24 protein-coding genes are annotated in these 25,028 nt (G+C 61.3%); 13 read left to right on the top strand and 11 right to left on the bottom strand.

Annotated elements, in window-relative coordinates:
- Positions 1-127: 127 nt before the first annotated feature.
- From ABEA12_RS18180 to ABEA12_RS18170, 3 genes are all read right to left on the bottom strand, one after another.
- On the bottom strand, positions 128-757 hold the full coding sequence (locus ABEA12_RS18180; RefSeq protein ID WP_210100937.1) for an MBL fold metallo-hydrolase: 630 nt from the start codon (positions 755-757) through the stop codon (positions 128-130).
- The gene (locus tag ABEA12_RS18175) at positions 757-1,842 is read right to left on the bottom strand and encodes an S-(hydroxymethyl)mycothiol dehydrogenase (protein WP_210100936.1); all 1,086 of its coding nucleotides are present in this window, start codon (positions 1,840-1,842) and stop codon (positions 757-759) included. Before ABEA12_RS18175 ends, ABEA12_RS18180 begins: the two co-directional genes overlap by 1 nt.
- Before the next feature lie 113 nt (positions 1,843-1,955).
- Entirely contained in the window at positions 1,956-2,234 is a 279-nt protein-coding gene (locus tag ABEA12_RS18170; RefSeq protein WP_210100935.1) for a mycoredoxin, read from the bottom strand.
- A 37-nt stretch (positions 2,235-2,271) separates the two neighbouring features.
- Between ABEA12_RS18170 and ABEA12_RS18165 the strand changes: the two genes are divergently transcribed.
- The gene (locus tag ABEA12_RS18165) at positions 2,272-3,027 is read left to right on the top strand and encodes an SOS response-associated peptidase (protein ID WP_210100934.1); all 756 of its coding nucleotides are present in this window, start codon (positions 2,272-2,274) and stop codon (positions 3,025-3,027) included.
- Here ABEA12_RS18165 and ABEA12_RS18160 read toward each other — a convergent pair.
- Positions 3,024-4,457 (bottom strand): exodeoxyribonuclease VII large subunit, encoded by a 1,434-nt coding sequence (locus ABEA12_RS18160; RefSeq protein ID WP_210100933.1) that lies wholly within the window; start codon positions 4,455-4,457, stop codon positions 3,024-3,026. The genes ABEA12_RS18165 and ABEA12_RS18160 overlap by 4 nt on opposite strands.
- Before the next feature lie 961 nt (positions 4,458-5,418).
- Here ABEA12_RS18160 and arfB point away from each other — a divergent pair.
- From arfB to ABEA12_RS18145, 3 genes are all read left to right on the top strand, one after another.
- Positions 5,419-5,841: an alternative ribosome rescue aminoacyl-tRNA hydrolase ArfB gene (gene arfB, locus ABEA12_RS18155; RefSeq protein ID WP_210100932.1), complete on the top strand. Its 423-nt coding sequence runs from the start codon at positions 5,419-5,421 to the stop codon at positions 5,839-5,841.
- A gap of 147 nt (positions 5,842-5,988) precedes the next feature.
- Positions 5,989-6,876, top strand: coding sequence for a DUF1206 domain-containing protein (locus tag ABEA12_RS18150; protein WP_210100931.1), 888 nt, complete (start codon positions 5,989-5,991; stop codon positions 6,874-6,876).
- 84 nt (positions 6,877-6,960) lie between these two features.
- The gene (locus ABEA12_RS18145) at positions 6,961-7,134 is read left to right on the top strand and encodes a hypothetical protein (RefSeq protein ID WP_210100930.1); all 174 of its coding nucleotides are present in this window, start codon (positions 6,961-6,963) and stop codon (positions 7,132-7,134) included.
- 49 nt (positions 7,135-7,183) lie between these two features.
- On the opposite strand, the gene ABEA12_RS18140 is transcribed toward ABEA12_RS18145, so the two are convergent.
- Positions 7,184-7,906 (bottom strand): AAA family ATPase, encoded by a 723-nt coding sequence (locus ABEA12_RS18140; RefSeq protein WP_210102569.1) that lies wholly within the window; start codon positions 7,904-7,906, stop codon positions 7,184-7,186.
- A gap of 45 nt (positions 7,907-7,951) precedes the next feature.
- The gene (locus ABEA12_RS18135; RefSeq protein ID WP_345469192.1) at positions 7,952-8,392 is read right to left on the bottom strand and encodes a VOC family protein; all 441 of its coding nucleotides are present in this window, start codon (positions 8,390-8,392) and stop codon (positions 7,952-7,954) included.
- A gap of 208 nt (positions 8,393-8,600) precedes the next feature.
- On the opposite strand from ABEA12_RS18135, the gene ABEA12_RS18130 reads away from it, so the two are divergent.
- The 4 genes from ABEA12_RS18130 (at position 8,601) to ABEA12_RS18115 (ending at position 14,923) form a co-directional block, all read left to right on the top strand.
- A complete protein-coding gene (locus ABEA12_RS18130; RefSeq protein ID WP_210100929.1) occupies positions 8,601-8,912 on the top strand; it encodes a hypothetical protein in 312 nt (103 codons plus the stop codon).
- 122 nt (positions 8,913-9,034) lie between these two features.
- Positions 9,035-10,399, top strand: a complete 1,365-nt coding sequence (locus ABEA12_RS18125; protein ID WP_210100928.1) for a dihydrolipoyl dehydrogenase family protein — start codon at positions 9,035-9,037, stop codon at positions 10,397-10,399.
- Between the two features lie 310 nt (positions 10,400-10,709).
- Complete coding sequence (locus ABEA12_RS18120) at positions 10,710-14,282, top strand: DNA polymerase III subunit alpha (protein ID WP_210100927.1); 3,573 nt, start codon at positions 10,710-10,712, stop codon at positions 14,280-14,282.
- A gap of 140 nt (positions 14,283-14,422) precedes the next feature.
- A complete protein-coding gene (locus tag ABEA12_RS18115; protein WP_210100926.1) occupies positions 14,423-14,923 on the top strand; it encodes a hypothetical protein in 501 nt (166 codons plus the stop codon).
- 130 nt (positions 14,924-15,053) lie between these two features.
- On the opposite strand, the gene ABEA12_RS18110 is transcribed toward ABEA12_RS18115, so the two are convergent.
- Positions 15,054-15,827, bottom strand: a complete 774-nt coding sequence (locus ABEA12_RS18110) for a type 1 glutamine amidotransferase domain-containing protein (protein ID WP_210100925.1) — start codon at positions 15,825-15,827, stop codon at positions 15,054-15,056.
- Between the two features lie 453 nt (positions 15,828-16,280).
- Between ABEA12_RS18110 and ABEA12_RS18105 the strand changes: the two genes are divergently transcribed.
- The 3 genes from ABEA12_RS18105 (at position 16,281) to ABEA12_RS18095 (ending at position 18,675) form a co-directional block, all read left to right on the top strand.
- Positions 16,281-16,718 (top strand): hypothetical protein, encoded by a 438-nt coding sequence (locus tag ABEA12_RS18105; RefSeq protein ID WP_210100924.1) that lies wholly within the window; start codon positions 16,281-16,283, stop codon positions 16,716-16,718.
- Between the two features lie 825 nt (positions 16,719-17,543).
- A complete protein-coding gene (locus ABEA12_RS18100) occupies positions 17,544-17,747 on the top strand; it encodes a hypothetical protein (RefSeq protein WP_345469185.1) in 204 nt (67 codons plus the stop codon).
- An 88-nt stretch (positions 17,748-17,835) separates the two neighbouring features.
- A complete protein-coding gene (locus ABEA12_RS18095; RefSeq protein ID WP_345469182.1) occupies positions 17,836-18,675 on the top strand; it encodes a transposase in 840 nt (279 codons plus the stop codon).
- A gap of 296 nt (positions 18,676-18,971) precedes the next feature.
- On the opposite strand, the gene ABEA12_RS18090 is transcribed toward ABEA12_RS18095, so the two are convergent.
- The gene (locus ABEA12_RS18090; protein WP_210100923.1) at positions 18,972-19,454 is read right to left on the bottom strand and encodes a hypothetical protein; all 483 of its coding nucleotides are present in this window, start codon (positions 19,452-19,454) and stop codon (positions 18,972-18,974) included.
- A gap of 296 nt (positions 19,455-19,750) precedes the next feature.
- Here ABEA12_RS18090 and ABEA12_RS18085 point away from each other — a divergent pair, with 296 nt between their 5' ends.
- Complete coding sequence (locus tag ABEA12_RS18085) at positions 19,751-20,125, top strand: hypothetical protein (protein WP_210100922.1); 375 nt, start codon at positions 19,751-19,753, stop codon at positions 20,123-20,125.
- A 56-nt stretch (positions 20,126-20,181) separates the two neighbouring features.
- Entirely contained in the window at positions 20,182-20,463 is a 282-nt protein-coding gene (locus ABEA12_RS18080; protein ID WP_210102567.1) for a TfoX/Sxy family protein, read from the top strand.
- 101 nt (positions 20,464-20,564) lie between these two features.
- Here ABEA12_RS18080 and ABEA12_RS18075 read toward each other — a convergent pair whose 3' ends face one another.
- The 3 genes from ABEA12_RS18075 to ABEA12_RS18065 form a co-directional block, all read right to left on the bottom strand.
- The gene (locus ABEA12_RS18075) at positions 20,565-20,903 is read right to left on the bottom strand and encodes a hypothetical protein (RefSeq protein WP_210100921.1); all 339 of its coding nucleotides are present in this window, start codon (positions 20,901-20,903) and stop codon (positions 20,565-20,567) included.
- Positions 20,904-21,488: 585 nt separating this feature from the next.
- Positions 21,489-22,559, bottom strand: a complete 1,071-nt coding sequence (locus ABEA12_RS18070) for a hypothetical protein (RefSeq protein WP_210100920.1) — start codon at positions 22,557-22,559, stop codon at positions 21,489-21,491.
- A gap of 224 nt (positions 22,560-22,783) precedes the next feature.
- A complete protein-coding gene (locus ABEA12_RS18065) occupies positions 22,784-22,978 on the bottom strand; it encodes a hypothetical protein (protein WP_345469178.1) in 195 nt (64 codons plus the stop codon).
- Between the last annotated feature and the right edge of the window lie 2,050 nt (positions 22,979-25,028).

Raw genomic sequence — 25,028 nt, 5'->3', positions numbered from 1 at the left:
GATGCGTGATCCACATAGGTTGCCTTCCACCGGTTCGCCGGTGACTCGAAGCCCCATGTGCAGGGTGTGGGCGGCAGGATCCGGTTTTCCGGTCACTGCCGCCCACCCGTTTGAAAAGTGCGGTGCCCTAGTGGCCGCGCTTGATCCACTCGTCCAAGTTCGGGGCTTCGGCTCCGATGGTGGTTGCGTCGCCGTGTCCGGTGTTCACCACGGTTTCCCCGGGCAAGGGGAGTAGCCGTTCGCGGATCGATTCGACGATGGTATCGAAACTCGAGTAGCTGCGCCCCGTCGCCCCGGGACCGCCGTTGAACAACGTGTCCCCGGAAAACAGGGTACCCAACGACTCAGTGTAGAAGCAGGTCGATCCGGGGGAATGTCCGGGGGTGTGCAGGGCCACTAAGGTGGTTCCCGCAATCTCGAACTTGTCTCCGTCGTTGATCTCGTGGTCGGGGCTGGTTCCGGGGAACACATCCTCCCAGAGCATCGTGTCGGCGGGATTCAGGTGGATCGGTGCTTCGACGAGGTCGGCGAATTCCCGGGCGTAGCGGATGTGGTCGTCGTGGCCGTGGGTGAGCAACACGGCCTTGACTGCCCGGTTGCCCACGACTTCCTTGATCGTGGCCGGATCGTGGGCGGGGTCGATCACGAAGACCTCGGAATCGTCCCCGATGATCCAGACGTTGTTGTCCACCTCCCATGTACCCCCGTCCAGGGAGAACGTACCTGATGTAACGATATTTTGGATCTGTGCACTCATTAGAGCTCCACCACCGAACGCAGGACCTTGCCTTCACCCATTTTGGTGAAGGCTGCTTCGACGTCCCCTAGCTTGATGCGTTCGGTGACGAATGCATCAAGGTCCAGGCGGCCGAGCTTGTATTGCTCCACCAGCATCGGGAAGTCACGTGAGGGCAGGCAATCCCCGTACCAGGAGGACTTCAGCGATCCGCCTTGGCCGAAGATGTCCAGCAGCGGAAGCTCCAGCTTCATCTCGGGTGTCGGAACACCCACCAGGACCACCCGTCCGGCGAGGTCCCGGGCGTAGAACGCCTGCTTGTAGGTTTCGGGACGGCCCACGGCATCGATGACCACATCGGCGCCAAAGCCGCCCGTGAGTTCCTTGATGCCCTGGATAGGGTCGGTGTTCTTCGAGTTCACGGTGTGCGTGGCCCCGATGTCCTTGGCCATGGCTAGCTTGTCGTCATCGATGTCCACGGCCACGATCGTGGTGGCTCCGGCCAGCTTTGCGCCGGCAATCGCGGCGATGCCGACACCGCCGCATCCGATCACGGCCACGGACTCCCCGCGCTTGACCTCACCGGTGTTGATGGCGGCACCGATGCCGGCCATGATGCCGCAGCCCAGCAGTCCGACGGCACCGGGGTCGACATCTTCGTCGACCTTGGTGCACTGGCCGGCGGCAACCAGTGTCTTTTCTGCGAAGGCACCGATGCCCAGGGCGGGGGAAAGCTCGGTCCCGTCCTCAAGAGTCATCTTTTGCGTGGCGTTGTGGGTATCGAAGCAGTACTGCGGCTGGCCCTTGGCGCAGGCACGGCACTGGCCGCAGACCGCGCGCCAGTTCAAGATGACCCGGTCACCGATGACGACGTTGGTGACGCCCTCGCCGATGTCGGAGACCACGGCGGTGGCCTCGTGGCCCAACAGGTAGGGGTACTCGTCGCCGATGCCGCCGAGCTTGTAATGCAAATCCGTGTGGCACACCCCGCAGGTGAGGATATCCACGACGGCCTCGCCCGGACCCGGGTCCGGAACAACGATGGTCACCGTCTCAACGGGTGCGTCCTTGGCACGGACGATGACGGCCTGAACCTTTTGTGACATGTCACTCCATTCATGCGTGGCCGCAACGAGCACGACCTAAGTTCTTAACGGTGTAGGGGACACCGACCGCCTTGACTGGCGTTCGGGGCCCCCTCCATCCAAGCACAGCTGGGCTAGACCCGCTCGAGAACTTCCTCAATACGTGGGTTTGTTGCGGCACTTCCGTCGGGGAAGACCAAAGTGGGGACCGTTTGGTTTCCCCCGTTGATGGCTTCCACCAGTTCCGCGGTGCCCTCGACCTCCTCGATGTTCACCTCGGTGTAGCCGATCCCCTTGGCATCCATGAGGCGCTTGAGGTTACGGCAGTAGCCGCACCACGAGGTGGTGAACATCGTGACCGCACCGGCAGCGGGGACGTAGGGGGCAAGTTTTTCTTTTTCGATTTGGCTCATAACCAAAATACAACCATGGACGTGAGAGTCTTATTCCATGTGTGGACGCTATGTAATGGCCAAGGCAATTGGGGACCTGGTGGCCGAGGCGGAGGCAGAAGCCGATGCGAACCTTGAACTGCGCCAGTCGTGGAACGTTGCCCCGACCACAGATGTGCCGATCGTTTTGGAGAGGCTCATCGAGGGGGAGCTGCACCGGCAGGTACACGTGGCCAAGTGGGGGCTTGTCCCGGGGTGGGCCAAGGACCCGGCCGTTGGTGTGCGCGCCTTCAATGCCCGCAGCGAAACCGTGACCGAGAAGCCGACATTCCGTTCCGCGGTGAAGGTCCGGCGCTGTGCGGTGCCTGTCCAGGGGTACTACGAGTGGTTGGCGGGGGAGAATCCCAAGGCCAAGAAGCGTCCCTTCTACGTGCATCCGACCGATGAATCACTGATCTTCTTCGCCGGGCTCTACGAGTGGTGGAAGGACCCGTCCAAGGAGGACGGGGACCCGGAGCAGTGGCTGCTTTCCACCACGATCCTCACCGGCCCGTCCCCGGGGCCGGACGCGGATTCAGAAGTGTTGCAGCAGCTTCACGGGTTGCATGACCGCTTGCCGATACCCCTATCGAAGGAATCGATAGAGCAGTGGTTGGATCCCGGTGAGAAAAATGCGGCCTGGCTGGTGGAGATGGTCCGCGCCGGTGCCCAGGAAGTTGCCGCCGGCTGGGACTTGCGTGAGGTGGATCCCGCTGTCGGCAACGTCCGGAACAACGGGCCCGAACTTATCGAGCCGCACTCCGGTCTTTTCTAGATTTCTCCATCGGGCTGGTTCAGTGGGATGTGGCACTGAAGCTTTCTCAGGCTCCGGACGCTTCGAACCGTCTTGATCTTGGTCATCCATGTCGATGCCGCTGGCGGGGATCGCATGGGTTTGGTGGCAGGAAGGCGAAGATTCTGCCGCGCATTGTCGATTCCGCATGCGACGAGCCAAGCCGCCCCGATAGTCAGGCACCACATGAGCAGGACTGCCGTGAGCGTGGGATCAAGTCCGAAGGAGCCCAGGAATCCTCCGGCGCCAAAAAACAGGGAGACCGTCAGCACGATAACAACGCCGGTCGATAGCCGCGAATAGCCTCTCACTCGCCGCTGTGCCATGCCCAGGAGGGTTTGTACGTGCTGGTTGTTCCGCTCAGCAATCTTTCGCCGCAGGTCAACTGCATCGTTCTTGCTGGTGGCAAGATCTGCTTCGAGATCCAGGATCCTTTGCTCGGACTGTGGCATGTTTTTCTGGGTCTGCGTGCGCGCCTGTCGATTCCGGGCGAACCGGTCTTGGGTTTTCTGGTCGTTGAAAGTTCCGTTGATCGCATTCGCAACAGCAGTCGGTGTAACGAAGGAGGCTCTCGCTGCTCTGTCCGCTAGCGAAACATCATCAGCGTGGCCAACCGCCGTGACTATAGGTAGTTCAGCACAGATGATGAGTTCTGCGACTTTTCTGCTTTCGAAGGCCTGCATGCCCGACCAGTGGCCGCCACCGCGCAAGAGGACCACTAGGGTGTGTCCGTCTTCTTTGGCGTCTCGAACGATCTGGCGGAATCGCGACCCGGCATCTTCTTGGTGCCAGTTGATGCTTTGGTGGGTGATGTGCAGGGCTTTATTGAGCCGGTTCCCCAACTCATGTTGTAAGTCGTTCCTGCCTTGGGACCTCTCTGGCCCTATGACTGTTAGGCGCTCCAGCCGTCCCACGCTAAACGGAAGGCCATTGTTTGCCCGCCAGTGGACAGTCGAACGAGGAGCGCCGAATCGAGAATGGTCAGGATGTTCAATCATCAAGGATGCCAAATCCTCCACGAGGCCACGCTGAAAAACACCGGTGGGGAGGAACCCCTCACGAATACGTGTGACCGTTAGCTGGAGCGTGTTCTGCCATATTTGGGGTTCAGCATCAACCATAAGTTCCATGCCATCGATTAAGGCTTCGGCGAGTGAAGGTCCCCGGCGGGTCAGAAACGCGTTTATTATCGTAGCGTTCTTAGCAGAAATCCAGCAGGACGTGTAGACAACTTTTCCCGAATCCACATCTTTGGTGAGCAGATCGAAGGTCCAGGACCTATGTTTGCTAGGCCTTGGGTTCTTGCATTCTCCGGTGACCCAATACCGCTGTTTGGCACACAACGATCGGATCTCCTCGCTGAGTTCTGCTGCAGAAATTGTCTGTACTGGGAATTGCTCTGATGTCCTCATGGCCGGGTCCTCTCGCCGGGTGGCTGGTACTGAACGATGCGAGTGTTCGGATGACGTTATCGGAGGCCTGAGACGGATTGGGATTTCCAGCAACGGTCTATGGCTCTTGGGTGGATCAGGTACAAAACAAATGATCCATGAATTTGAGCCAGAGAGGTTTTCCTCGGGTACTTTGCGGCGATCATTCTTTTGCGGGACCGCTGCTTACTAAAGTATCGGGGGTGCATGGACACAGGCCACCAGGCCAGCAATAATCATGAGGCAGTGGGGGAACGATCGTGGCTTTCGTTGCTATTGATACCAATTCCGGGATGTTCCTGACCAGCGTGGTAGCCGTTGCCGTTGGGCCTTGCTGTCGGGGTAGGATCCTTCGCTGCCGAAGGACGGCTTTGTCTCCCAGACACAGCAAAGGTGGGGAGTATGGATTTGGGCCCGTTCGGCAGCCGAAGGCGAGGGGATGCAGGCATTGCTCACCAAGGGGACGCTACCGATATAACTCCTCAGCACCGATGATGCAGACGAGTTCTTTGAGTAGGTTGCGGCTACTGGAGCCGAGACCTGGCACGGATTTCTTGGTCAAGGCCAGCAGGGTTTCCCAGCGCTGAACCAAACCCCCACGACAAACATCAGCGGGCCCGTATCGCCATGGATGGCGATACGGGCCCGCTACCCGGTGAATTCTTTTCCTACTTGATCGGCGGAATCGGTCCGAGTGGAGCTGGCTGGGCTGGTGAAAAAGGGTCATGCGGATCGGGACCCGGCTCCGGCGACGGATCATGAGGTGGCCCGGGCGGAGCCGGGGGAACGCGGTCGGGTTCGGCAGGAGGCTCTGGAGGTTGCGGAATGGTCATCTTCACTCACTTCTTCCGATAGTGGATGGACGCCCAGTGTATGGCTCTCGGGGCGGTAGGTGGAAGCCCCCTTCACACGGCGGCGGTGTACCTCGTGCGATGCTTGAAGCATGGATCTGGAGATTTCACCGACGCTCACGATTCCGGCCTCGGAACTTGACTGGCGGTTCTCGCGCTCGTCCGGACCGGGCGGGCAACACGTCAACACCTCGGACAGCCGGGTTGAGTTGTCATGGTCCGTTACCGACTCGCGTGTACTGACCGCCGAGCAACGCCAGCGCCTGCTCTTGCGGATGAAATCCCGCCTTGTTGCAGGGGTTTTGACCGTTGCCGCCTCCGAACAACGCTCCCAGCTGCGAAACCGGGAAACCGCGCTGGCCAAGCTCGCCGACATGGTGCGCTCCGCGCTTGCGCCGGACGGGCCGCGCCGACGTGCGACGAAGCCGACCAAGGGTTCCCAGAGGCGGCGCCTGGCAGCCAAGTCCCAACGTTCGGCCACCAAGGTGCGGCGACAGCGGCCATCGGCCGAATAACCACTTCGGGATCCACCCAGGCTGTTGAAGAAACGCGTTTTCGCGTAGGCCAGGAGAACGACGCAGTGGCAGGGACAACCAAAGTCGCCGCAAGTTGGACGGACCCCGCGGGCAAGGCCGTTTGCTGGGGCCAGAAACGGTGGCAGGATGTCTATACCAGCGGGTAAGCTGCCAAATCGTTGCGCCACTGCGCGCCCAAGGGGAGGACCCACCATCAAGAAAGACCTGAACGATGCCGCGGACGCCGTCGAGAAGGCCTCGAACTCACGCGTCTTCGTTGCGACTGCCCGGACCGGCTTCGCGGTCAGCGGCGTTTTGCACGTGCTGATCGGTGTCATCGCCATCCAGCTTGCCTTCGGGGAGTCCAAGGATGCGGACAAGGGTGGCGCGATGTCCCAACTCTCGGCCCAACCGGCAGGCTCCGTACTGTTATGGGTGGGTGCGGCGGCATGCCTTGCCCTGGGTTTGTGGCAGCTCAGTGAAGTGGTCTTTGGCTATCGCGAGCTGGAGAAAAAGAAGAAGCTGGGCCGCAAGCTCTCCGCGGCCGGCCAGGGGGCGGTGTTTTTTGCCCTGGCATTCTGGTTCGCGTCTTATGCCGTGGGTAAACGCAAGGAGAGCAGCGAATCGAGCAGCGGGACCTCAGCCAAGATCATGGAGATGCCGGGGGGATCGGTGATCTTGCTGCTGGTGGGAGTGGGTATCTCAGTGACCGGCGTGGTTTTTGTTATCAGGGGCATCATGCGGTCCTTTGCCAAGGTGCTGAGCTTGCCGGCCTCTAGGCCGTTGAGGCGCGGAACCTTGGTCCTGGGCGTTGTTGGCTATGTGGCCAAGGGTGCGTCTCTGGCTCTGGTCGGGGTCTTGGTCATCGTTACCACGCTACAATCGGACCCGGAGAAATCCACCGGCCTGGACGGTGCGCTCAAGGCAGTGCGCGAGCAACCATATGGAGTCTATCTGTTGACCGCCGTCGGAATCGGGCTGGGGTGCTACGGGCTGTACATGATCGCCAAGTCCCGGTTCGTGAAGATGAAGTGATGTGTGCTCCGGGGACAGTGCCCGGCGCGCGCAGAGTAGGGGTGGAACCGGCTGGCACCCCGCGGAGGGGCTAGCGTGGGCAACATGACTGATGAAACATCGAATTCGGACCAAAATGAGCAAATCGAGAACAACCTGACGCCCAACACCGATGAGCGCAAGGTGAGTAAGAGGCAGCTGGCCAGGTGGAAGGGCGAGGGCGGGGCGTTGCCCGCCGACTTCGATCCGGATACGGCCAAGGACGACTCCGAGCAGTAACGGCAGCAAGTTTTCCGGTGTGCAGGGCCAGCAGCCCTGCACACCGTTTTTACAGGTGCCTGAGGTAGCGCCCCGGCATGTTCATGAAGGATCGCCAGTTGGACACCAGGTCCAGGTCGTCCCATTGACTGCGGCGCAGGCCCCTCGGACCGACCTCGTAGATATTGGCCCCGGGAAGGGATGCGAGCAGCGGCGAGTGCGTGGACATGATCACCTGCGAGCCCCCCGCCGCCAAGAGGTCCTTCAGAATCCCCACCAAGGCCAGAGAACCGGAGAAGGAGAGCGCTGATTCGGGCTCGTCAAGCACCCACAGGCCGCCTTCGCGGAACTTGTCGATGATGAGCTCGAGAAACGACTCCCCGTGGCTCATGGTGTGGAAGTCCGGCTCCACCTGCCGCATTGACGGGTTCTCTTCCAGATAGGTGTAGAAGCTGTGCATGGTTTCGGCGCGCAGGAAGTATCCGCGACGGCTGGCGCCGATGTTCCGCAGCAGTTGGAGGTGATGTTCAAGGCCGGACTCGGTGACCCGGGTGCTGTGTTGCGCCCCGGTGGAACCTCCCTCCGGGGAGAGCCCGTAGCTCATCGCGATGGCCTCAACGAGCGTTGACTTCCCCGAACCGTTTTCTCCCACCAGGATGGTGGCCGGCCCGAAGTCCATGCCTTCGTCCAAGAGCTGGAGCACCGGCGGGAGCGTCTGGGGCCATTGGTCCCGTGGAGCGCAATGCAGCGCATGTTCGGTGACTCGGCGGATCGGCAGGTTGGAGAGCTTCATGGGCGCCGGCGCAGCGGCAATGCGAAGGTGCAGCAATGTTGGAGGCTAGACACCGGTGACGGTCCCGTCCTCGTCGATGGCGAAGGCCGGGTTGTGCACGAAGTCCCAACGGAAGCCGTCGGGGTCAGCTACGCAGGCGCTGGTGCCGCTCCATTCCCTGGTGGTCGGTGCACCGATCGAGGTGGCGCCCGCGGCCAGGGCGCGTGTGTACAGGACGCCGACCTCCTTGGCGCTGGAGGTGTTGTGCCCCAGGGAAACCGGTGGCGCCAGCGGACCGTGCCCGACATCCCCGTATTCGCCGGGCATTGATTCAACGTGCCACAATGCGAGCATCAGTCCGGGGCCGGCTTGGAGGAACAGGATCTCGCCGGGGATGAAGTTGATTTCGCGAAACCCCAGTCCGGTGACGTAGAAATCACGTGACTGCTGGACATCGCGCACCCCCAAGGTCAGTGCGGTGATCGTAGGAGCAGTGTTCAAGGTCATGGTTTCAAGCATAAGCCCACGTGAAAACGCGTCAATGGGAACCTCCAGCAACTAACTGTCGTACATGCGTCCTAATCTCATCTTGTGTAGAACATAGTTTCTAATAAAATGGTTGGATGCATGGGCTCACCCCACGGCCGTCTTCACCCCATGGACGGGGACAAGGCGGTGCCTGGGGGTGGCCGTGCGACGGGAAGGTGGCGAAGGAATGGGAATCTTTACCCAGTCGATCGAAGTTGACTGCACGCCAGCGGGCGTGCCGATCCGCATGCGCTGGCAGGGTCGCGAATACAAGTTGGCGGCCGAGCCGGTTCGCTGGTTCGAGAGGCGAAACTGGTGGAAAGAGGAGTTGCGTGCCGAGCGCGGGCGCGGCCCCGGGCTTGTGGACTACGAGGTGTGGCAGTTGCAGGTCAAGCTCGCCGGGCTGGGGCCCATGCGCACCTTCGAGGTGTCCCGCCAGGTCGAGACCGGACGCTGGCGCATCATTCGCATGCCCCAAGCCTATCTGGAAAGTGCGTAGGGGCATGGGCGGGGGAGGCGATTGGACGATCGTGGACCATGGCCGTTGCCCAGCCCAGGTGCAAGGCTGGGAGCAAGCGCCTGAACCGAGGGCGCGAGGGACTCGAACATGGGAGTGCTCTGATGGAAAAAGTATTCGATGCCGCAATCATCGGCATGGGCCCCGGCGGCGAAGTTGTTGCCGACAGGCTGCTCACTGCCGGCAAGAAGGTTGTCATCTTCGAGGCCGAGCTCATTGGCGGTGAATGCGCCTACTGGGCCTGCGTTCCCTCCAAGACCATCCTGCGCGGCCCCGAGGTAAACGTTGAGGCCAACAGGGTTGCCGGGGCCTCGGCGGGCGCCTTGGACTGGGAGAAGGCCAAGGGGTACCGCGACTACATGGCCAGGCACCTCGATGACAGTGCGCAGGAACAGGGGTATGCCCGACGAGGGGCAACCGTGGTGCGTGCCCGGGCGACCATCACCGGCCCCGGGAGCGTGGGTGCCAACGGGCAGGAGTACTTGGCACACCACGTCGTCATTGCCAGCGGCACCGAACCGTTCATCCCGGAATTTCCGGGCGTCGGGGAAATCACCGCCTGGGGCACCCGCGAGGTTTACACGCTCAAGACGCTGCCGCGGTCCGTGGCGATTGTCGGGGGCAGTGCGGTGGCGTTGGAGACAGCGTTCTTCCTGGCCGGCTTCGGGGTGGAGGTCACTGTGCTGAACCGAAGTGCCAGGCTGCTGGGCCGTGAGGAGCCAGAGGTCTCGGCGCTCGCGGAAGAGTACCTGCGCGAACTGGGTGTCAAGGTGCTGACCAACAGCTCGGTGGCCAGCGGACGACGCGGGGGTGGCGGATCCAGCGTCCTGGTGTTGGTGGAGGGCGGAGAGATCGCTGTGGACGCCCTTGTCTTCGCCACCGGGCGAACCCCGCGCACCCATGGATTGGACGTAGCCCGGGCCGGGGCAACCCTTGACGGGCGAGGCAACGTGCGTGTGGATGAGCATTGCTGGGCGGAGGAAGGGCTCTGGGCCGTCGGGGATGCAACCGGGATCATGCCCTTCACCCATGTGGCCAAGTACCAAGGAAGCATCGTGGCCGACTCCATCCTGGGCAGGGATCGCACCGCAAGTTATGACGGGATCCCGCGCGTGGTGTTCAGCAGCCCGGAAATCGCCGCAGTCGGCCTGACCCGAGAGGCGGCCGAGGAGCGTGGAATCGATGCGGTGGCAGTTCGGGTCAACCTGCCGGAGGCAATCGTCAAGCCGTGGACCCATGAACAGGCCCCGCGAGGGGACATGGGCATCCTGGTTGACAGGCACCAGCGGATGCTGATTGGTGCCTGGGCCATTGCCCCGCAAGCCAGCGAGTGGATCCACCAAGCGTCCATGGCCATCAGGGGACGCGTCCCGCTGAAGGTGTTGCGCGACATGGTGCCGCAGTTCCCCAGCTACTCCGAGGCCTATCTCGTGGCCCTTGAAAAACTCCTCACCGACGAAGGTATATAAATCCTTGCCGGTGGGAATCCTCACCTCCGGGCTTCCCGTTGCAGGTCAGGGGCGGGAGGTCGCAAGCTTTTCCTTGAAGCCGGTGGCGGGGATGGCCAAATGGCTTGATTCGAACACATATTCTAATAGAATGAATCAACCCCTCCACGGAGCCGCACAAACCAGGGCACCGGGAAACCACGGCACCAAGGTAAGGTCCGGATGCGCTGCCCATGCAGGGGGGATGGGAAGGGCGCGAGACATCATAGAGGGAGCGAACCGCCATCATGGCACCACCGAATGATGGGCAAAAGAGAACCGGGGCAGGCGCATGAGCTTCACCCACCTGCATGTGGCCTCCGCCTTCAGCGCACACTACGGTGTTTCCTGGCCCAAGGACCTCGTCGCCGCGGCGCTCGCCGACGGGGCTGACGCTCTGGCGCTCACGGACCGCGACGGTCTCTACGGAAGCGTTAAGCACCTCAAGGCCTGCATCGAAAACGGCATCGATCCCATCCTCGGAGTCGATCTGGCCATCCTCGAGCCCACACCGGGACGCGCGGCATCTGGCAAGCTGGCTCCGATGCGCACGGCAGGGCGCCTCGTGGTACTGGCCAAGGGACACAGCAACGGAGCCGGGTACGCTGCCCTCTGCCACCTGGTCACCGCCGCACACCAACCAGCCACAAACGCCGGAGCGGCCAAGGGGCAATCTGGGATCACCCGCGAGGAACTGGCCAGCCACGCACTGGGCCGCGACGGGGAGGCACTGCTCACCGTCCTGCTGGGACCAGGCTCAGACATCGGCCTGGCAACCGGGCACCGCGACTACGCCAAGGCCCGCACATTGTTGCGTAGCTGGCGCACCCTGCTGGGGCACAGCGCGCTACGGGTGGAAATCACCACACACCTGAACAGTCCGGGAGAGAGACTCAGCACCGCACACGCAATCCGCATGCTGCGCTGCGCCACGTCAGTGGGCATCGCCCCGGTGCTGACCAACGCCGTGCGGTACACGGACCCCGACGGGGCGGCAACCGCTGATGTGCTGGACTCCGCACGGGCACTGAGCTCCCTGTCGACCCTCAATGACATCCAACCCAACGGGCAGGGCTGGCTCAAGCCAGCAGAACATATGCACCACCTCGCCACGGAAATAGGGCGTTCCGCTTCCGAGACTTCCTTGGGGCCCACATTGCTGCGCAACACCGCGGCGCTCGCCGACTGGGCACGCCTGGACCCGGTGGCCGACACCGGGTGGGGGATCCCCGTGGTGCCCGAAGCCCACATCATCGGGATCACCGCAGCACCGGATGCCGAACTTGCCGCACGCGCCGAGGCAGGTATCACCCGCCTGATCCCCGCCGAGGCGAACAACCCCCTGATGCGCCAGCGCCTGGAGATGGAACTATCCACCATCTCCGACCTCGGCTTCGCCCCCTATTTCCTCACCGTCGCCGAGGTCAGCTCCATGATCACGGACATGGGTATACGCTCCGCCGCCCGCGGCTCGGGCGCCTCCTCGTTGGTGAACTACCTCATCGGCATCAGCCAGGTGAACCCATTGGCACACGACTTGCTCTTCGAGCGCTTCCTCTCCCGGGACCGTGCCACCTTGCCCGACATTGACATCGACGTCGAATCCGCCCAACGCCACAACATCTACCAAAGGATCTTCGAACGCTTCGGCGCCGAACGCGTCAGCCTCATGAGCATGCAAAACGGCTACCGCGCCAGGGGAGCGGTACGCGACGCCGGGGCGGCACTGGGCATGGAGGAGCAAGACATCGATGTGATCGCCAAGCAACTCTGGCGTTTCTCCGCCTCGTCCTTCCGCGAAGCCCTGGAGGAAAAACCCGAACTTGCACCCTTCGCCGACCGGCTCGGCACCGAAAAACAGCTCGACCTGCTCGTGGACCTCACCGAGCGCCTCGATCGGCTTCCTCGCCACATCTCCATGCACCCCTGCGGGGTCATCCTCTCCGACGCCGGGCTGCTGCACCGGACCCCCGTCGAGCCCAGCGGGCTCACCTTGCCCATGAGCCAGTTCGACAAACACGACATGGACCCCATGGGCATGCTCAAGCTCGATGTGCTGGGGGTACGCATGCAATCGGCCATCACCTACGCGTTGGAGGAAATCATCCGCATCCACCCCGACGCGGCCTCCGTGGCCAAGGCAGGGGGACACCGGGCAGGGGTGCCCGGGCAGATACCGGACTACATCGGCCCCACCGGGGCCATAGACCTCGCCCTGGTTCCGCTGGATGACGAACCTACCTTCGAACTCATCCGTTCCACCCACACCCTGGGATGCTTCCAGATCGAATCCCCGGGACAGCGCGAACTCATCGGCAAGCTCGCCCCGCGCGAATTCAACGACCTCATCATCGACATCTCCCTTTTCCGCCCCGGGCCCATGCAGTCGAACATGATCAAGCCGTACCTGGAAAACCGCCACGGCTTCGCACCGGAAAAATACCCCCACCCGGATTTGGCACCGGCGCTCGCCGAGACCCATGGGGTCACCGTCTTCCACGAACAGGTGCTGCGGACCTTGGACGTGATGACCGGCTGCGGGTTGGCCAAGGCCGATGTATACCGCCGGCTGCTGGGTAACCCTGAGGCCGAACCCCGGGTGGAGTCGCTCTTCCGCTCCCGCGCACTGGAACGCGGCTACAGCCTGGCGGTGATCGACGAGGTCTGGGACACGCTGGCGGCCTTTGGCTCCTTCGGGTTCTGCAAGGCGCACGGGGCGGCGTTTGCCGTACCCACCTACCACTCGGCCTGGCTCAAGGCCCACCATCCCGAGGCGTTCCTGGCCGGGATATGGGAACATGATCCGGGGATGTACCCCAAGCGGCTGCTGGTGGCAGAGGCAAGGCGCATGGGCATTGCGATCCTGCCGCTGGACATCAACCGCTCCGCCCCGAGCTACAAGGTGGAAAATCTTGACGGGATGCTCCCGCCGGCTCTTTTGCCGGTGGTTCCGCGGGCGGTGGGTGCCACACCACCGGGGAGGTACGGGATCAGACTTTCGCTGCGCGGGATCCGCGGGGTCTCCGAGCGGGAGGTCACCCGGGTGGCCGCAGGCCAGCCCTACGACTCGATCGCCGACGTTCGGGCGCGTGCAGGACTCAACCGCACCTCGCTGAACCACTTTGCCGCACTAGGGGCTTTCGATTCCCTGCAGGCCCAGGCCGGACGCGGGAACCGGGCGGATCTGGTGGCACACCTGCGTGGCACCGGCGCCAAGGCGTTGGCACCGCGCCACCGGCCGATCCCCGGGCAGCTTTCCCTGCCGCTGGGGGACCTTGAGATCTCCACCATGGGCATCGGGGCGCAGCCTGCGTCGATGGACGAGGTGGTGCGCACCGAGCTGGATTTGCTCTCCATCGACGTCAGCGCGCACCTGATGTCCTCCCATGCCCCGCTGCTCACGTCACTGGGGGTCTCGCGCTCACAGGACCTGCTGGCGATGCGCAACGGCACCGAGGTGCTGGTGGCCGGGGTGCGGGTTGCCACCCAGACCCCGCCGATGCGGGGAGGACGCCGGGTCGTGTTCATCTCGCTGGACGACGGCACCGGATGCATCGATGCCACGTTCTTCCACGAGGCCCAGAGGCGCTGCGGCCCGTTGCTCTTCTCCACCAGGCTGTTGCTGGTCCACGGGCTCACCCGCCGCACCGGGCCGCGCGGGATCAGCTTGCAGGCACTTGATGCTTGGGACCTCTCGGCCAAGTCCCTGCTGCCCGGCCCGGGGTACCTGAACAATCCCGCCCGGGCACGCAACGAGAGTTTCGGATCCTCCGCAGCCAAGCCCGTCATGGCGCAGCCCGGCAAGTCACTGGCCCAGCGCATGGCGGACGAGGGGCTGGATACCAGGGGACACCTGGGTGCCTGAGCGCGGCCGGGATGACCACCTTCCACGGGGCAAGGGATAAAAGTGCGCAACCCCCGGACGGGTAGCATCGTAGGTGCGAAGTCACTGCACCCACGTGAGAGCCTCCGCAGCAATCGCGCCACCCAGATCTTAGGAATGCAATGCCGTTGAATAAAAAAGCACTCAAAGATGACGGGTTCACCGGATTTAGGCCAATCACCGCCCTGGAGATCAACCGAATTCCACAACACACGGGGGTATTCGCCGTGCTGCGTCCCGAGGGGTTTGACCCACGGTTCCTAACCAAAAGCACCGCCGGGATCTTCAAGAAGAAGAACCCCACCTTGCCTCAAGCAGGGCTTTGTGCTGAATGGGTTGCAGACGCGGATATCTTGTTCATCGGCAAGGCCGGTCCCGGCAGCAAGGGAAACCGGGGGCTCCGACGCCAGATCCAAGAGTTCGTGGACTTCGGAAAAGGAAAGCCGCCGGGGCACTGGGACGGTCGGCTGATCTGGCAACTGGCGGATGCCGGAGACCTCCTGATTGCCTGGAAGGAGTTCCCTGACGAAGAGATCAATACGGTTCAGGCGAATCTGCATGTGGTCTTCCGACAACACCATGGCAGGTTGCCGTTCGCAAATCTTGTCCAGGCCCGCGCCTAGGGCGCGGAACCCACTTGGCGCGGCGAAGGGAGTGGCCCTGCTGTGCTCAAAGAGACGCAAGTTGGTCCGAAATAAAGAATGACGGCCGCCCCGGCATGGGACGACCGTCAATTTCAGCGTGTTGCTGACGTTAGTGTTCGGTGTTTGCTGCTTCTGCGGCCGCCTTCTCGGCGTCCTTTTCCGCGCGCAGTGCCTCCGAGTCGTGCTGTTCCTCGGCCTTTTCCTGGTGGATGACCTCGGCCAGCAGCTTCTCCATCTCCTTGGCCACACCGGCTGCAGAAGCAGGGTTTTGACCGGTCACTAGCCGTTCGTCCACCACGACGTTCTCCTCGAAGACATCGCCCGGGACGTGAGTGGCGCCCTGTTCCTCGAGTCGGTCCGCCAGGAAGAACGGAATGACCTTGTCCTTGCCCGCGGCAACCTCCTCATCGTTGGTGAACGCCGCGACTCGCCGGCCCTCGACCAGACGGAACCCGTTGTCCAGTTCCACGTTCACCAAGCCGGCGGGTCCGTGGCAGACCGCGCCCACTACGCCTCCGGAGTTGTAGACGCTGGCCACGAGCTTCTGAAGGCCTTCGCTGTCCGGGAAGTCCCACATGGTGCCGTGGCCTCCCACAAGGTAGACAGCATCGTACTGGTCGGGATCAACGACCTCGACGCGGGCCGTGTTGTACAGGCCGGCTCGCGTGGTCTCGTCCTCCGTGAAGGCGACCTGGATGGGATCTTCCGAATCCACTTCGTCGCGCGGGGGCTGGCCGCCCTTAATGGACGCGAAGTCGACAAAATGCCCTGAATCCTTGAAGACCTTCCAAGGGTGTGCAGCCTCGGCCACGTTGTAGCCGGTGCTCTCTCCCGTATTGCCGATCTCGGAAACGCTGGTCAGTACCATGAGGATTTTCTTCATGAAATGCTCCTTTCGTCCGTTCCCACCCTAGGCGAATTTCTCACAACCTGCCTAGTCTCTTGCCCGAAGCCCCGACACGATCGATACAGGCGTGAATGTAGAAAACCACACATCAGGGAGTCGAAAGACACCTGAGCCACCGTTATGAAAACGGATTCGCCCCCGCGTTGGGGTGGTGCTCAACCCCTTTTCGGCCGGCAAACCGGATACGTGAAATCACGCCACGTTGCACATGGTTGTTTGGCATTCCCATCGACCCGTGCGGTGAGCATCGTGGGTGGCGGAGGGAACCATGCTGAACTGGAATATCCACGTGATCTGGTGATGATCGGGGCGATTTTCGGTATCGCGTGTTTCGCTTAGGCAGGCTGGGCGTAGGCAGGCCCTCCGGAACAGTGGTGGTGGCGTGTCGTTCTCGGGCTGCTGGGACTGGATGGTCTCGTCCTTGCCGCGGTGAGCATTCCGATGGCGATCAACCGCTGGAACATGCCAACTGCACTGCGTAGCGGAACAACGGCATTACTGGTCTACATCATCGTGTTCTGGGCCAAAATGATCCTTGCGGGTCTTCTGGCCTTCTTAGCCATTCGCGCCGAGCGCACTGACCTCATCGCACCGCTGGTGCTGGTCGTCGTCGGCATTCATTTCCTGGCGCTTGCACCCGTCTTCGGGCAACCGGTGCTGTATTTGGCAGGTGCGCTCCTGAGCGCGGCCGCAATCATCGCGGTGCTGTTTCCTGAGAACTCCATCGAGAGAAGCTTCTGGTGTGGCATCCTCGGTTCGCCGATATTCCTGGGCGTCGGAATCTGGACAGCCACTGCTGCCGGCAGGGCCTTAGTCCACGCTCGGGGACGCTGGGGGATGTTGCCTCAGTCCAGTTGCCAACGATAGGTTGGGGCGTCTGGATTCACAGCCAGAGGCACCGGTCTGGCCCGCGAACATCGCAAGCATCCGTGGATCATGGCCAACCCGGGCGCTGCGGCCAACGCTTTCGCGGAGGAGTTCAGTCTTCTGGCTCTGGGCCTTGGATCTTCCTGGTGGTGAGGCGCATTTCGGTTGCTCCGCGTAGCGGGTCCCGACCTGCAGGCTGTATCCTCAGCTTGTCATTTAGCTCGATAGCTTCGATCAGTTTCCGGTTGCCACCCATCGCGTTCCCGTGGTAAACGGTGTACTTCAGCGGCGTTGCCTGGAGTTCAGTGGTTCCTTAGAATTCTCCCGAAATGAATTCACCGAGTAGCGGGGAAGCCGCAATACCGAGGACAGCGAAGGAGGTGATGCCGCCATCGCCCGGGGGAAACAAAGATCGCGGAAGCGGAGCCGAAACGAAGCGCCGTCAAAAAGTCCGCGCTGGCAAGCCCCGACACCAGCATGGCAACTCACAGACATTTTCTCGAGGTTGCTGTTAGGCATTTTGCCACATTCCTCTGGCCCACGTTCAAGAGGCCACTTCCAGGAATAGTGACCGCTTATCCGTTCCATCGTGCGAGCGTTCGTTTGATGGTTCTGTTGCCGAAGCATCCAGCTACACCTTCCGCTACCGAGTACACGCAGAAACAGGAACGCAAGGTGCCCTCGGCCTAGACAATATGAGGTGAAGGGGTAGGGACCCACACGGCATCAATTTTTCGGGGATTACCCAGTACCAAAAACCCCTTCGGTCTCCCGGGAACGGGTATTGACTGACAGTGCCGCATTTGAGACTCGGGAGGTCCCGACATGTTTGAGCGTACCTTTATTGGACTCGATGTCCATGCCAAAACCATCGTTGCATGTGCTCTGGACACAGCCACCGGGGAGGTCATCCGCGCCAAGATGAACCCCGACCCGGTCGCTGTCCTTGCCTGGATCCAAACGCTTGCCGCACCGGTGCAGGTGGTCTACGAGGCCGGCCCACCGGGTATGGCCTATCCCGGTTCCTGACCGACCACGCAGTCGATTGCCTCATCGCGGCCCCCTCGAAGCTCATGCGGGCCCCGGAGACCACATTAAGAACGATAAACGTGACGCCTTGAACCTTGCCAAGATGCTGTCCCTAGGCGAAGTCACCCGGGTCCGGGTGCCCACCCAGGAGCAGGAAGCCCTGCGCGACCTATCCCGGGCCAGGGAGAAGGCCGCCAAGGAACTGGCCCACGCCAAGCAACGGGTCAATGCCTTCATCCTGCGTCACGGCCTCTACTATCCGCAGAAGTCGCGTTGGACCCGCCAGCATCTGGAGTGGCTGCGCCGGCAGCACTTCGAACACAAGACTGCCCAGCTCACCCTGGAGGCCGACCTGGAGCTGGTGGGGATGCTCAAGGAGCACCTCAAACGCCTGGAAACCGAAATCATCGCGCAGATCCAGACCTGCGAATACCAAGAAGTCATCAACGCGCTGATGTGCTTCCGCGGAATCGACGTCACCACCGCGTTCGGGCTGGCCGTGGAGATCGGGGACTGGACGAGGTTCACCGGATCCTCCCTGGGCTCCTACGTCGGGTTGGTGCCCTCCGAGCATTACTCCGGCCTCACCCGAAGCCAAGGCTCGATCACCAAGGCCGGGAACACCTACGTCCGGCGCCTGCTGGTGGAAACGGCCGGGCTGCATGACCGACCGTATGCGCGTCACGGGGCCCGTCTGGTGAAGCAGTTCCAGTTGGTCGATTCGGCCTCCAGGGCCCGGGCCCTGGAGGGAAACCGGCGGTTGCACCGCGTCTGGGAGCAGTTCAACAAGCGCGCGAAGATGCGTGTGAAGGCGAACACTGCGGTCGCCCGCGAGTTGGCCGGCTGGTGCTGGTCCGTGGCGGCACCCTTGCAAAAGAAGGCCGCCCGGGAACCGATCTTCACGGAGGCTGCCATGCATGTGGCTTGATCCCACAGACGTACCCTGCGGTCCGTTGAAGGCGAAGAGGGCAGCACGCGGAGCTAACTCGACATTTGGCTATGAACAGCCCGAACGCAAGTTCCGGCGACGCCCGCATCTAGACCTCGATATGTTCCTGCCGAACAATTGTCATGCGGTACCCAACCCGCGCATATTAGCATTGACCTCGTTGTCGAAAGACGCGCCCACACCTTCAACTGCCGCAGCGGTACATGAAGAACGACCCCAGGCATTTGCTGGCCCGGAGTCGTTCTTCTCTGCCCCTTGACAAACTCAGGTACATATCAGCCAACCACCAGGCCACGCTCATCGTGGGCAACCTCGGGCCACGGCTGACGGGCCTTGTCAAGTAATTCCGCTGTTTCCCGGGTGATGGCTTCCGCGGCATGAGCTATTGAGCAGCCGTCGGTCTGCCCAACCCAGTCATGGAGTTGTTCCAGGTACGAGCGCAGCCAGTCGATGGGGTTATCACCCATCTTCTCGTCGAAGGTTCTCTCCTCTGGCTCCCCGTCAACCATGCCGGGATGAAAGTGCATGCGGTCGGCTTTATGCGGCGCTGATTCAAGCATATCGATACGAATGATTGCTGGTTTCAACGAGAGCGCGGGCGAGGAATAGATCGTGGCGATGCTGCCCACCGCCATAGGCCGGATCTCCAGGCGTACGCCGCGCTCCCGGATGTCAGGTTGACCAGCGAGTGCTGGGTCGAGAAAATCCACGAGGACCGCCGAGATTGCCGATGTTTCAAAAGCCCAGATACGTTCCATCTCCCGAACATATCGATGTCGATTCAGGGTTGTCAAGAAGTGCGACGGGGAAGCGGGAAGCGAGGCATCCCCCACGAAGATCGACCCGGTCTTAGCCCGTGCGGAGCCCGCGCTTTCGGGACAGCCCTTGGTCGGGTTCGCGCGAGGCCAGCGTGTTGAAGCGGCGGGAGGAAGCCGTTTCGGGGAGCCGGAGTTCCCGACAGACAGCCGGGCCCGCGTGATTGGTCCCTTGACAAGCTCCATCAATCGCTTCATATTCGGGGGTACGCTTTCAACTTCAACCAAGGGAGTGGGCTGTGAAGGCCACCGTCCCAGTTTCAGCGCCGTCGGTGCTACAGGAGTACTACCGCATTCCCGCCGCGGGATCGGATGCATATGGAGAACAGCAGGAACTGCGCGGACTGGTGAGAAACCACCTGAACTTTATCGCTTCCCTGGCAGTGCGCCACATGGATTCCACGGAGGGTTTCCTTCGAGGTGTGCTGGGCTTGGTCTCGACGGTCCGCAGCATCACCGTGTTCGGTGAGGTCCACGATGACCCCGCTTCCGGTGTTTTATGTGACGCTGAGATGCCCGGTGGCAACCTTCGTTCTACCATCCGGGACGGCATGATCGACATGCTCAACCGTCACGACGACGGGCAAGACTGCATTGCCAAGGGCGGACAGTGACTACCCCGCGCCCGCCAAGCCCACAGGAGGCTCTGGTGCACAGGGTCCGGGACGCGATGGCCTCACTCCCGAACGTGCGCGAAGTTCGCATGTTCGGCGGGCTGTCATTCATGGTAGATGCGCGGTTGTCAGTCTCTGCCAGCATCGACGGCAACCTACTGGTGCGTATTGCTCCCGCCGATTATGACGAGCTATGCCAACGGGGAGGGAAACCGGCGTACATGGGCAAGGGCCGTCCCATGGGTCCGGGGTGGCTGACCGTGCCCTTCGAACATCTTCAGGACGATGGGGAACTCGCGTACTGGATCAACGTCGGGATCGACTCCCGCGACGCTTGAGCCTGGTACCGCGGCAAGACAGAGGCTCCGGGCCTTCCCGCGTGGCTAGGTGGATGGCTCCGCGGCTCCAGCAACAACGATTTTTGGGGTGGTGCGCGCGGCTAGCATTCCTCACGGAAATCAATACCTGCATGGTTCGACTGGGTCCGACGGGCTCTGGCCAAGTTCACCAAGGCAAGGAACGCTGCGATGAACACCAGTTCCACCAGACACAGCAAGACCAGTGGTGTCCATGCTGCTTGGCCTATGAAGATGATGGCGCCCATGAGCAGCAACGAAGTTCCTGTCCCGAGCACGAACCAAGCGAAACCTAACACGGTGCGCGCACTGCGCATGCCGGTGCTGAGCCCGAAGCCCTTGGGTGCGGCACCTGCCCCATGAAGTTCGGCGGAATCGTTGCCGTAGTGATTCTCGGATGGTTTAGAGCGATTGCTCAACACGTCTCCGCTTCTCGGGTCCCGTGCTTCCCGGGGGTCATTGGGTGAATGTGGGTGCTTCGGCCATGAGTGCATCGCGTTTGCCTTCTCAAATGGGTCGAGTTCAGATTAGCTGCGCGGTTAGAGAGCAATCGACTGAGCTCAGGTGTGCCGCGGGGTGAGGGTGGTCCCTTCGAGGAGGTGGCCTCCACTGGTCAGTCGTTCCTCCCATGCCGACGTAAATGACTCGGGGACAACCCAAAGTACTTGGGAAACCAGGGGTGGCTCTTACACAGGTTTGCCTGATCGTCCGTGATGTGATCGTGGTTCCATTTTGCCTTATCGCAAGCAGTAGGGCACGCATCCTGCGTGTGCGGCCGGCTTGGCAATTCCATTTGGCTCGGTGCTGCTTAACCGGCACGGTCATCATGGGACTTGACGTCGGGTCCGTTCCATCCATTAAACGGGGAATTTCCTAGCCACTATGTGGACGCGTTGGTTCATGAATCGCAAAGGGAGGGTGGGTGCTGGGAAGCGGCGATTTTCTGCCGCTGAAGAACCCCGCAGTGGCATGGAATCGTGAGCCGCGGTGCCGGGCAGACCTGAGTCCTACGGCGCCAAGATCCATGTGTCATTGGTTCGGTTCCACACCTGGCGCGGGCCTTCCCATTCCCGGGCAAGGTCCGTTAACCAAATGGTGCTGTCAGGGTCCCACCCGGCAATGACCGAGGCCGTATCGGTGTCGATCTGAAGCGTGCGTGTTGCAGCATTGAGATAGCCCATGACCGTCAGGTGAACGGCGTCCCATTGGGTCGCGACTTGCTCCCAGTCTGGAATCACCCAGCGCCCGTCACGCCCGGTGGTGTTGAACCAGTCATGGCGACGGGAAGCGGTGACTTCGAGCGGGAATGAGCGGCACAAGGAAATCCAGTCTTCGGCCGTGCATATTTCCAAGGTCTTGCCGATGCCGCGCACCGGGATCGCAACCGCTTGGTCATACCCGAACGAATCCTCTATCAGGTCCAGCCCTGCCGGCATCTGTCCGACGGTTTGGATCAGGCCGCGTGGAATGGACCACCACGTGCCTGACCAGTTCGCGTGCGGATCACGCGGACGCTGCCGAGCGGCCAGTTGCTCTTCAGATCGTTCGGTTTTTCCCCACTGGCGCAAGGTCTGCTGTGGGTTTCTTGGCAACGGTGCTGGATCATCCGCCGACCTGCTTTCGATACCCCACTGCCTTTTCTGGCGCGGTTCTGACCACCAGCGAGTGCCGGATGAAACAATGATGTGCTCGGCTATGGGAACAAGGGCTACCTGGATCGCGGCGAGCCGTGCAAGTACGTCATCACCGTCAGGTGGTTGCCAATACATGGCGCTGGAAACTGAGAGCTCGAGGCTTGATTGCACCAGGAAATCATCGATATTGGTGAGATCGAGGGAAGCGATGGCATCAGCGAGCTGCTGGGTGGATGGATCTTCAGGAACTGATTTGAAGCTAGAGCCGTGGCTGTCGTCGAAGGACGAGGGCACCAAGACGTGAGATGCACCAGTCGCTGGCTCAAGGTCGTTTGTCAGCAACCAAGCAAACCCGTAGAGGTCTGGATCCAGTTCCTTCGCGATCTCCAGGCACAGGCGTCTCCCTCGGGGACCTTGCAGTAAAAAGTTCCCATTCTGCTTCATGGTTCTCATTCTTTCATCTGTTCACCGGATGTGCCGGGATGCCAATTCCAAAAGGGAAGAGCAGCGAACATACACTGCGGGGGCACCACACCATCAAGTTCTGAATTTTGGTGCTGAGCGAGTGGAAAGCACCCATGCAGCCCATGGCGACTAATCACTAGTCTCCAGTCGGACCGGTTTCTTGATCGCTTTCATTGATGAGGAAGAATGCTTGTATGACTGGGTTACCAGAAGGATTCGAATACCAAGTGCGCGGCGGTGATGTAGTGATCTTTCATCATGGTAGCCGGGCCGCAACGCTTCGGGCAGGAGCCGCTGAACGTTTCCTTATCGAGGTGAATGCCCAGGATCCGCAAATGCTCATGGCCAGACTCACCGGAAATTACAAGCGTGGAAACGAACGTATCGCCAGAACCCATTCACGTAACCATGGCCGCTAGCCTTTCAAAGGAACCCGACAGCGGTTGATCGGTCAGGGGGGGACGATATTTTCCCGGCCATGAGGTCGTAGCCTGCGGATGCCACCGGACATGGGACGCTTCCATCCTGAAGGATGGTCCGGGATCGCGGTCTCCGTCGCGCCTTGCTGGCCGCCCTCGTACGTGAGTTCGGACTCCACCTGCTCAGGAAACGGCCGCTGCCGGTGACTTGGGACTTGTGGTGGGTCCATTGGTCCGGCTTCCGGCTTCCGACTGTGACGAGATCGCCGCGGAGTTGAAGCTGCCCTGCACGAAGGATGGATCCGGGCGGCCGATGAGCGGGTAGAAATTGCCTACAAGGGAGGCTTCGGCACGACAATGACATCATTGGTGTGTTTGGCGATCATGACGGCTTGCCTGCACACGAAGTGATCTCCTGCGTGCGGGATAGCCACGATCCGCGGGCAGTTGAGGCACCTCGGCAACGGAACTTTGTCATTCGCTTTACCCGCTTGCTGGAAACGGACCCGTGAACCAATCTTGGGCGGACTCGTTCAGGCATCTGGCGACAAAGCTGCTGGCCACGGTCCGAGTACCTGCTGATGTCTTCTTGGACCGTTGGCTGGGGTGGAATCCTGGAAAACCAAAGGAGTCGTTGTGGAGGGCAAGCAGCTCACCGAAACCCTCTTCTTGAACGCGATGTGGTCATTGATGCCGGCCCTGGTTCCAACTTTGGTGACGAGTATCCATCGGAAAATACCATAGGGGGAGCAATCGCCGGATCAACGACATAAACAGTGGTTGGGAGGCATCGCGACGGAGGAGTTGAGCTTACGGACGTGCACCCCTCCTTCATGTCCAGATGGGGAGTTTTTCTCCGGACGGTGCCCAGGGTCGGAATATTTCGTCTGTCTTAGCAGGATTGCTAAGTGAACAGAAGTGTGCCGGCAACTGTCTCAGTGAGCGTGATCCCAGGGGCTGTTCAAACCGACCACATCCCGGGTGACCGATTGATACAGGGCTGCACCTCGTGAAGCCCCACGGTCGCAGCGCATCAACAGAGCCACCCTTGTTCCGTTGGGGATCGCCAATAGTGACTTTGGAGACCAGAGACCAGGAAGTGGCAAAGATGGTCGGAGAGTGCCACCGGCGACGCTTGTGGGGACCACTACGGTTTCGATTCTCAACTTCATGGCGATCGGAATACTACCGAGTCTCGAAAGCGGCTGATCATCTTGCAGTGGCTTTTCATGCATGCCGCAAACATCCACAACGGTTGGTCCCCTCCAGCGGCCCAACTGGACTGGATCTCTGAATTAGGAAGCTGCTATGCAGTTCGTGGGCTGTTATCAGCAGAGGTGAAGTCAGTCGTCGAGGTCGCAGGCCGCGACCCCGGATGGCAGCGGACCGAGGTAAGCATGGTGCCGGACACCCGGGGGTTGCTGCGAGTGCTGTTGGAGTCCGGCTACCAGCAGAGTGCTGTGGCCCGGCGATAACTGAGGATCGCCGAAAAACGGCGAAACTACAACCGCCACCAAAATATCCAGCACGATTGGGGATTCAGTTTGTCGCCGCACAGAATTCCGAGCACTGGTTCAGGACGACATCGACTATCAGTTGACGGAACCTTGCGCTGGATCAGGGGTTCCAGCGCCTTGTGCAGCCTTGTCCGAGAGCAATCCCGAGTCAATAGCCCCCAGAGCAACAAGATGAGCTCTTTCGTGAAGGTGCTCTTGGCCATGCTGCCGGTGGCCCGGTTTCGCGGGTGCTCAAGTTCAGCCCCTTGGCAAGGGTGGAAGCCACCTGAATCCTCCAAAGCAGGAGGCACAAAGCGGAGGCTTCTTTCTGCTGAAACGGATCAGGCTACGCGGGAGGATTTCGATGAATCGACGTGAGCCCTAGAAACTTGACCAAAAGTGGAGAATGCTGGGGACAATTACATATTTCGCACCGCAAAAACGTCGGGAGACGGTTGCATGGCTCAAGCAGCCAGTTCAGCTGCCACCCCGTTTGAGGAAAACGTGAGATGAAAAATGGCAACCTATGAATA

The organism is Paeniglutamicibacter antarcticus (assembly GCF_039544305.1).
In the GTDB taxonomy this organism is placed as follows: domain Bacteria; phylum Actinomycetota; class Actinomycetes; order Actinomycetales; family Micrococcaceae; genus Paeniglutamicibacter; species Paeniglutamicibacter antarcticus_C.
This window is presented reverse-complemented; position numbering and strand designations above follow the sequence as displayed.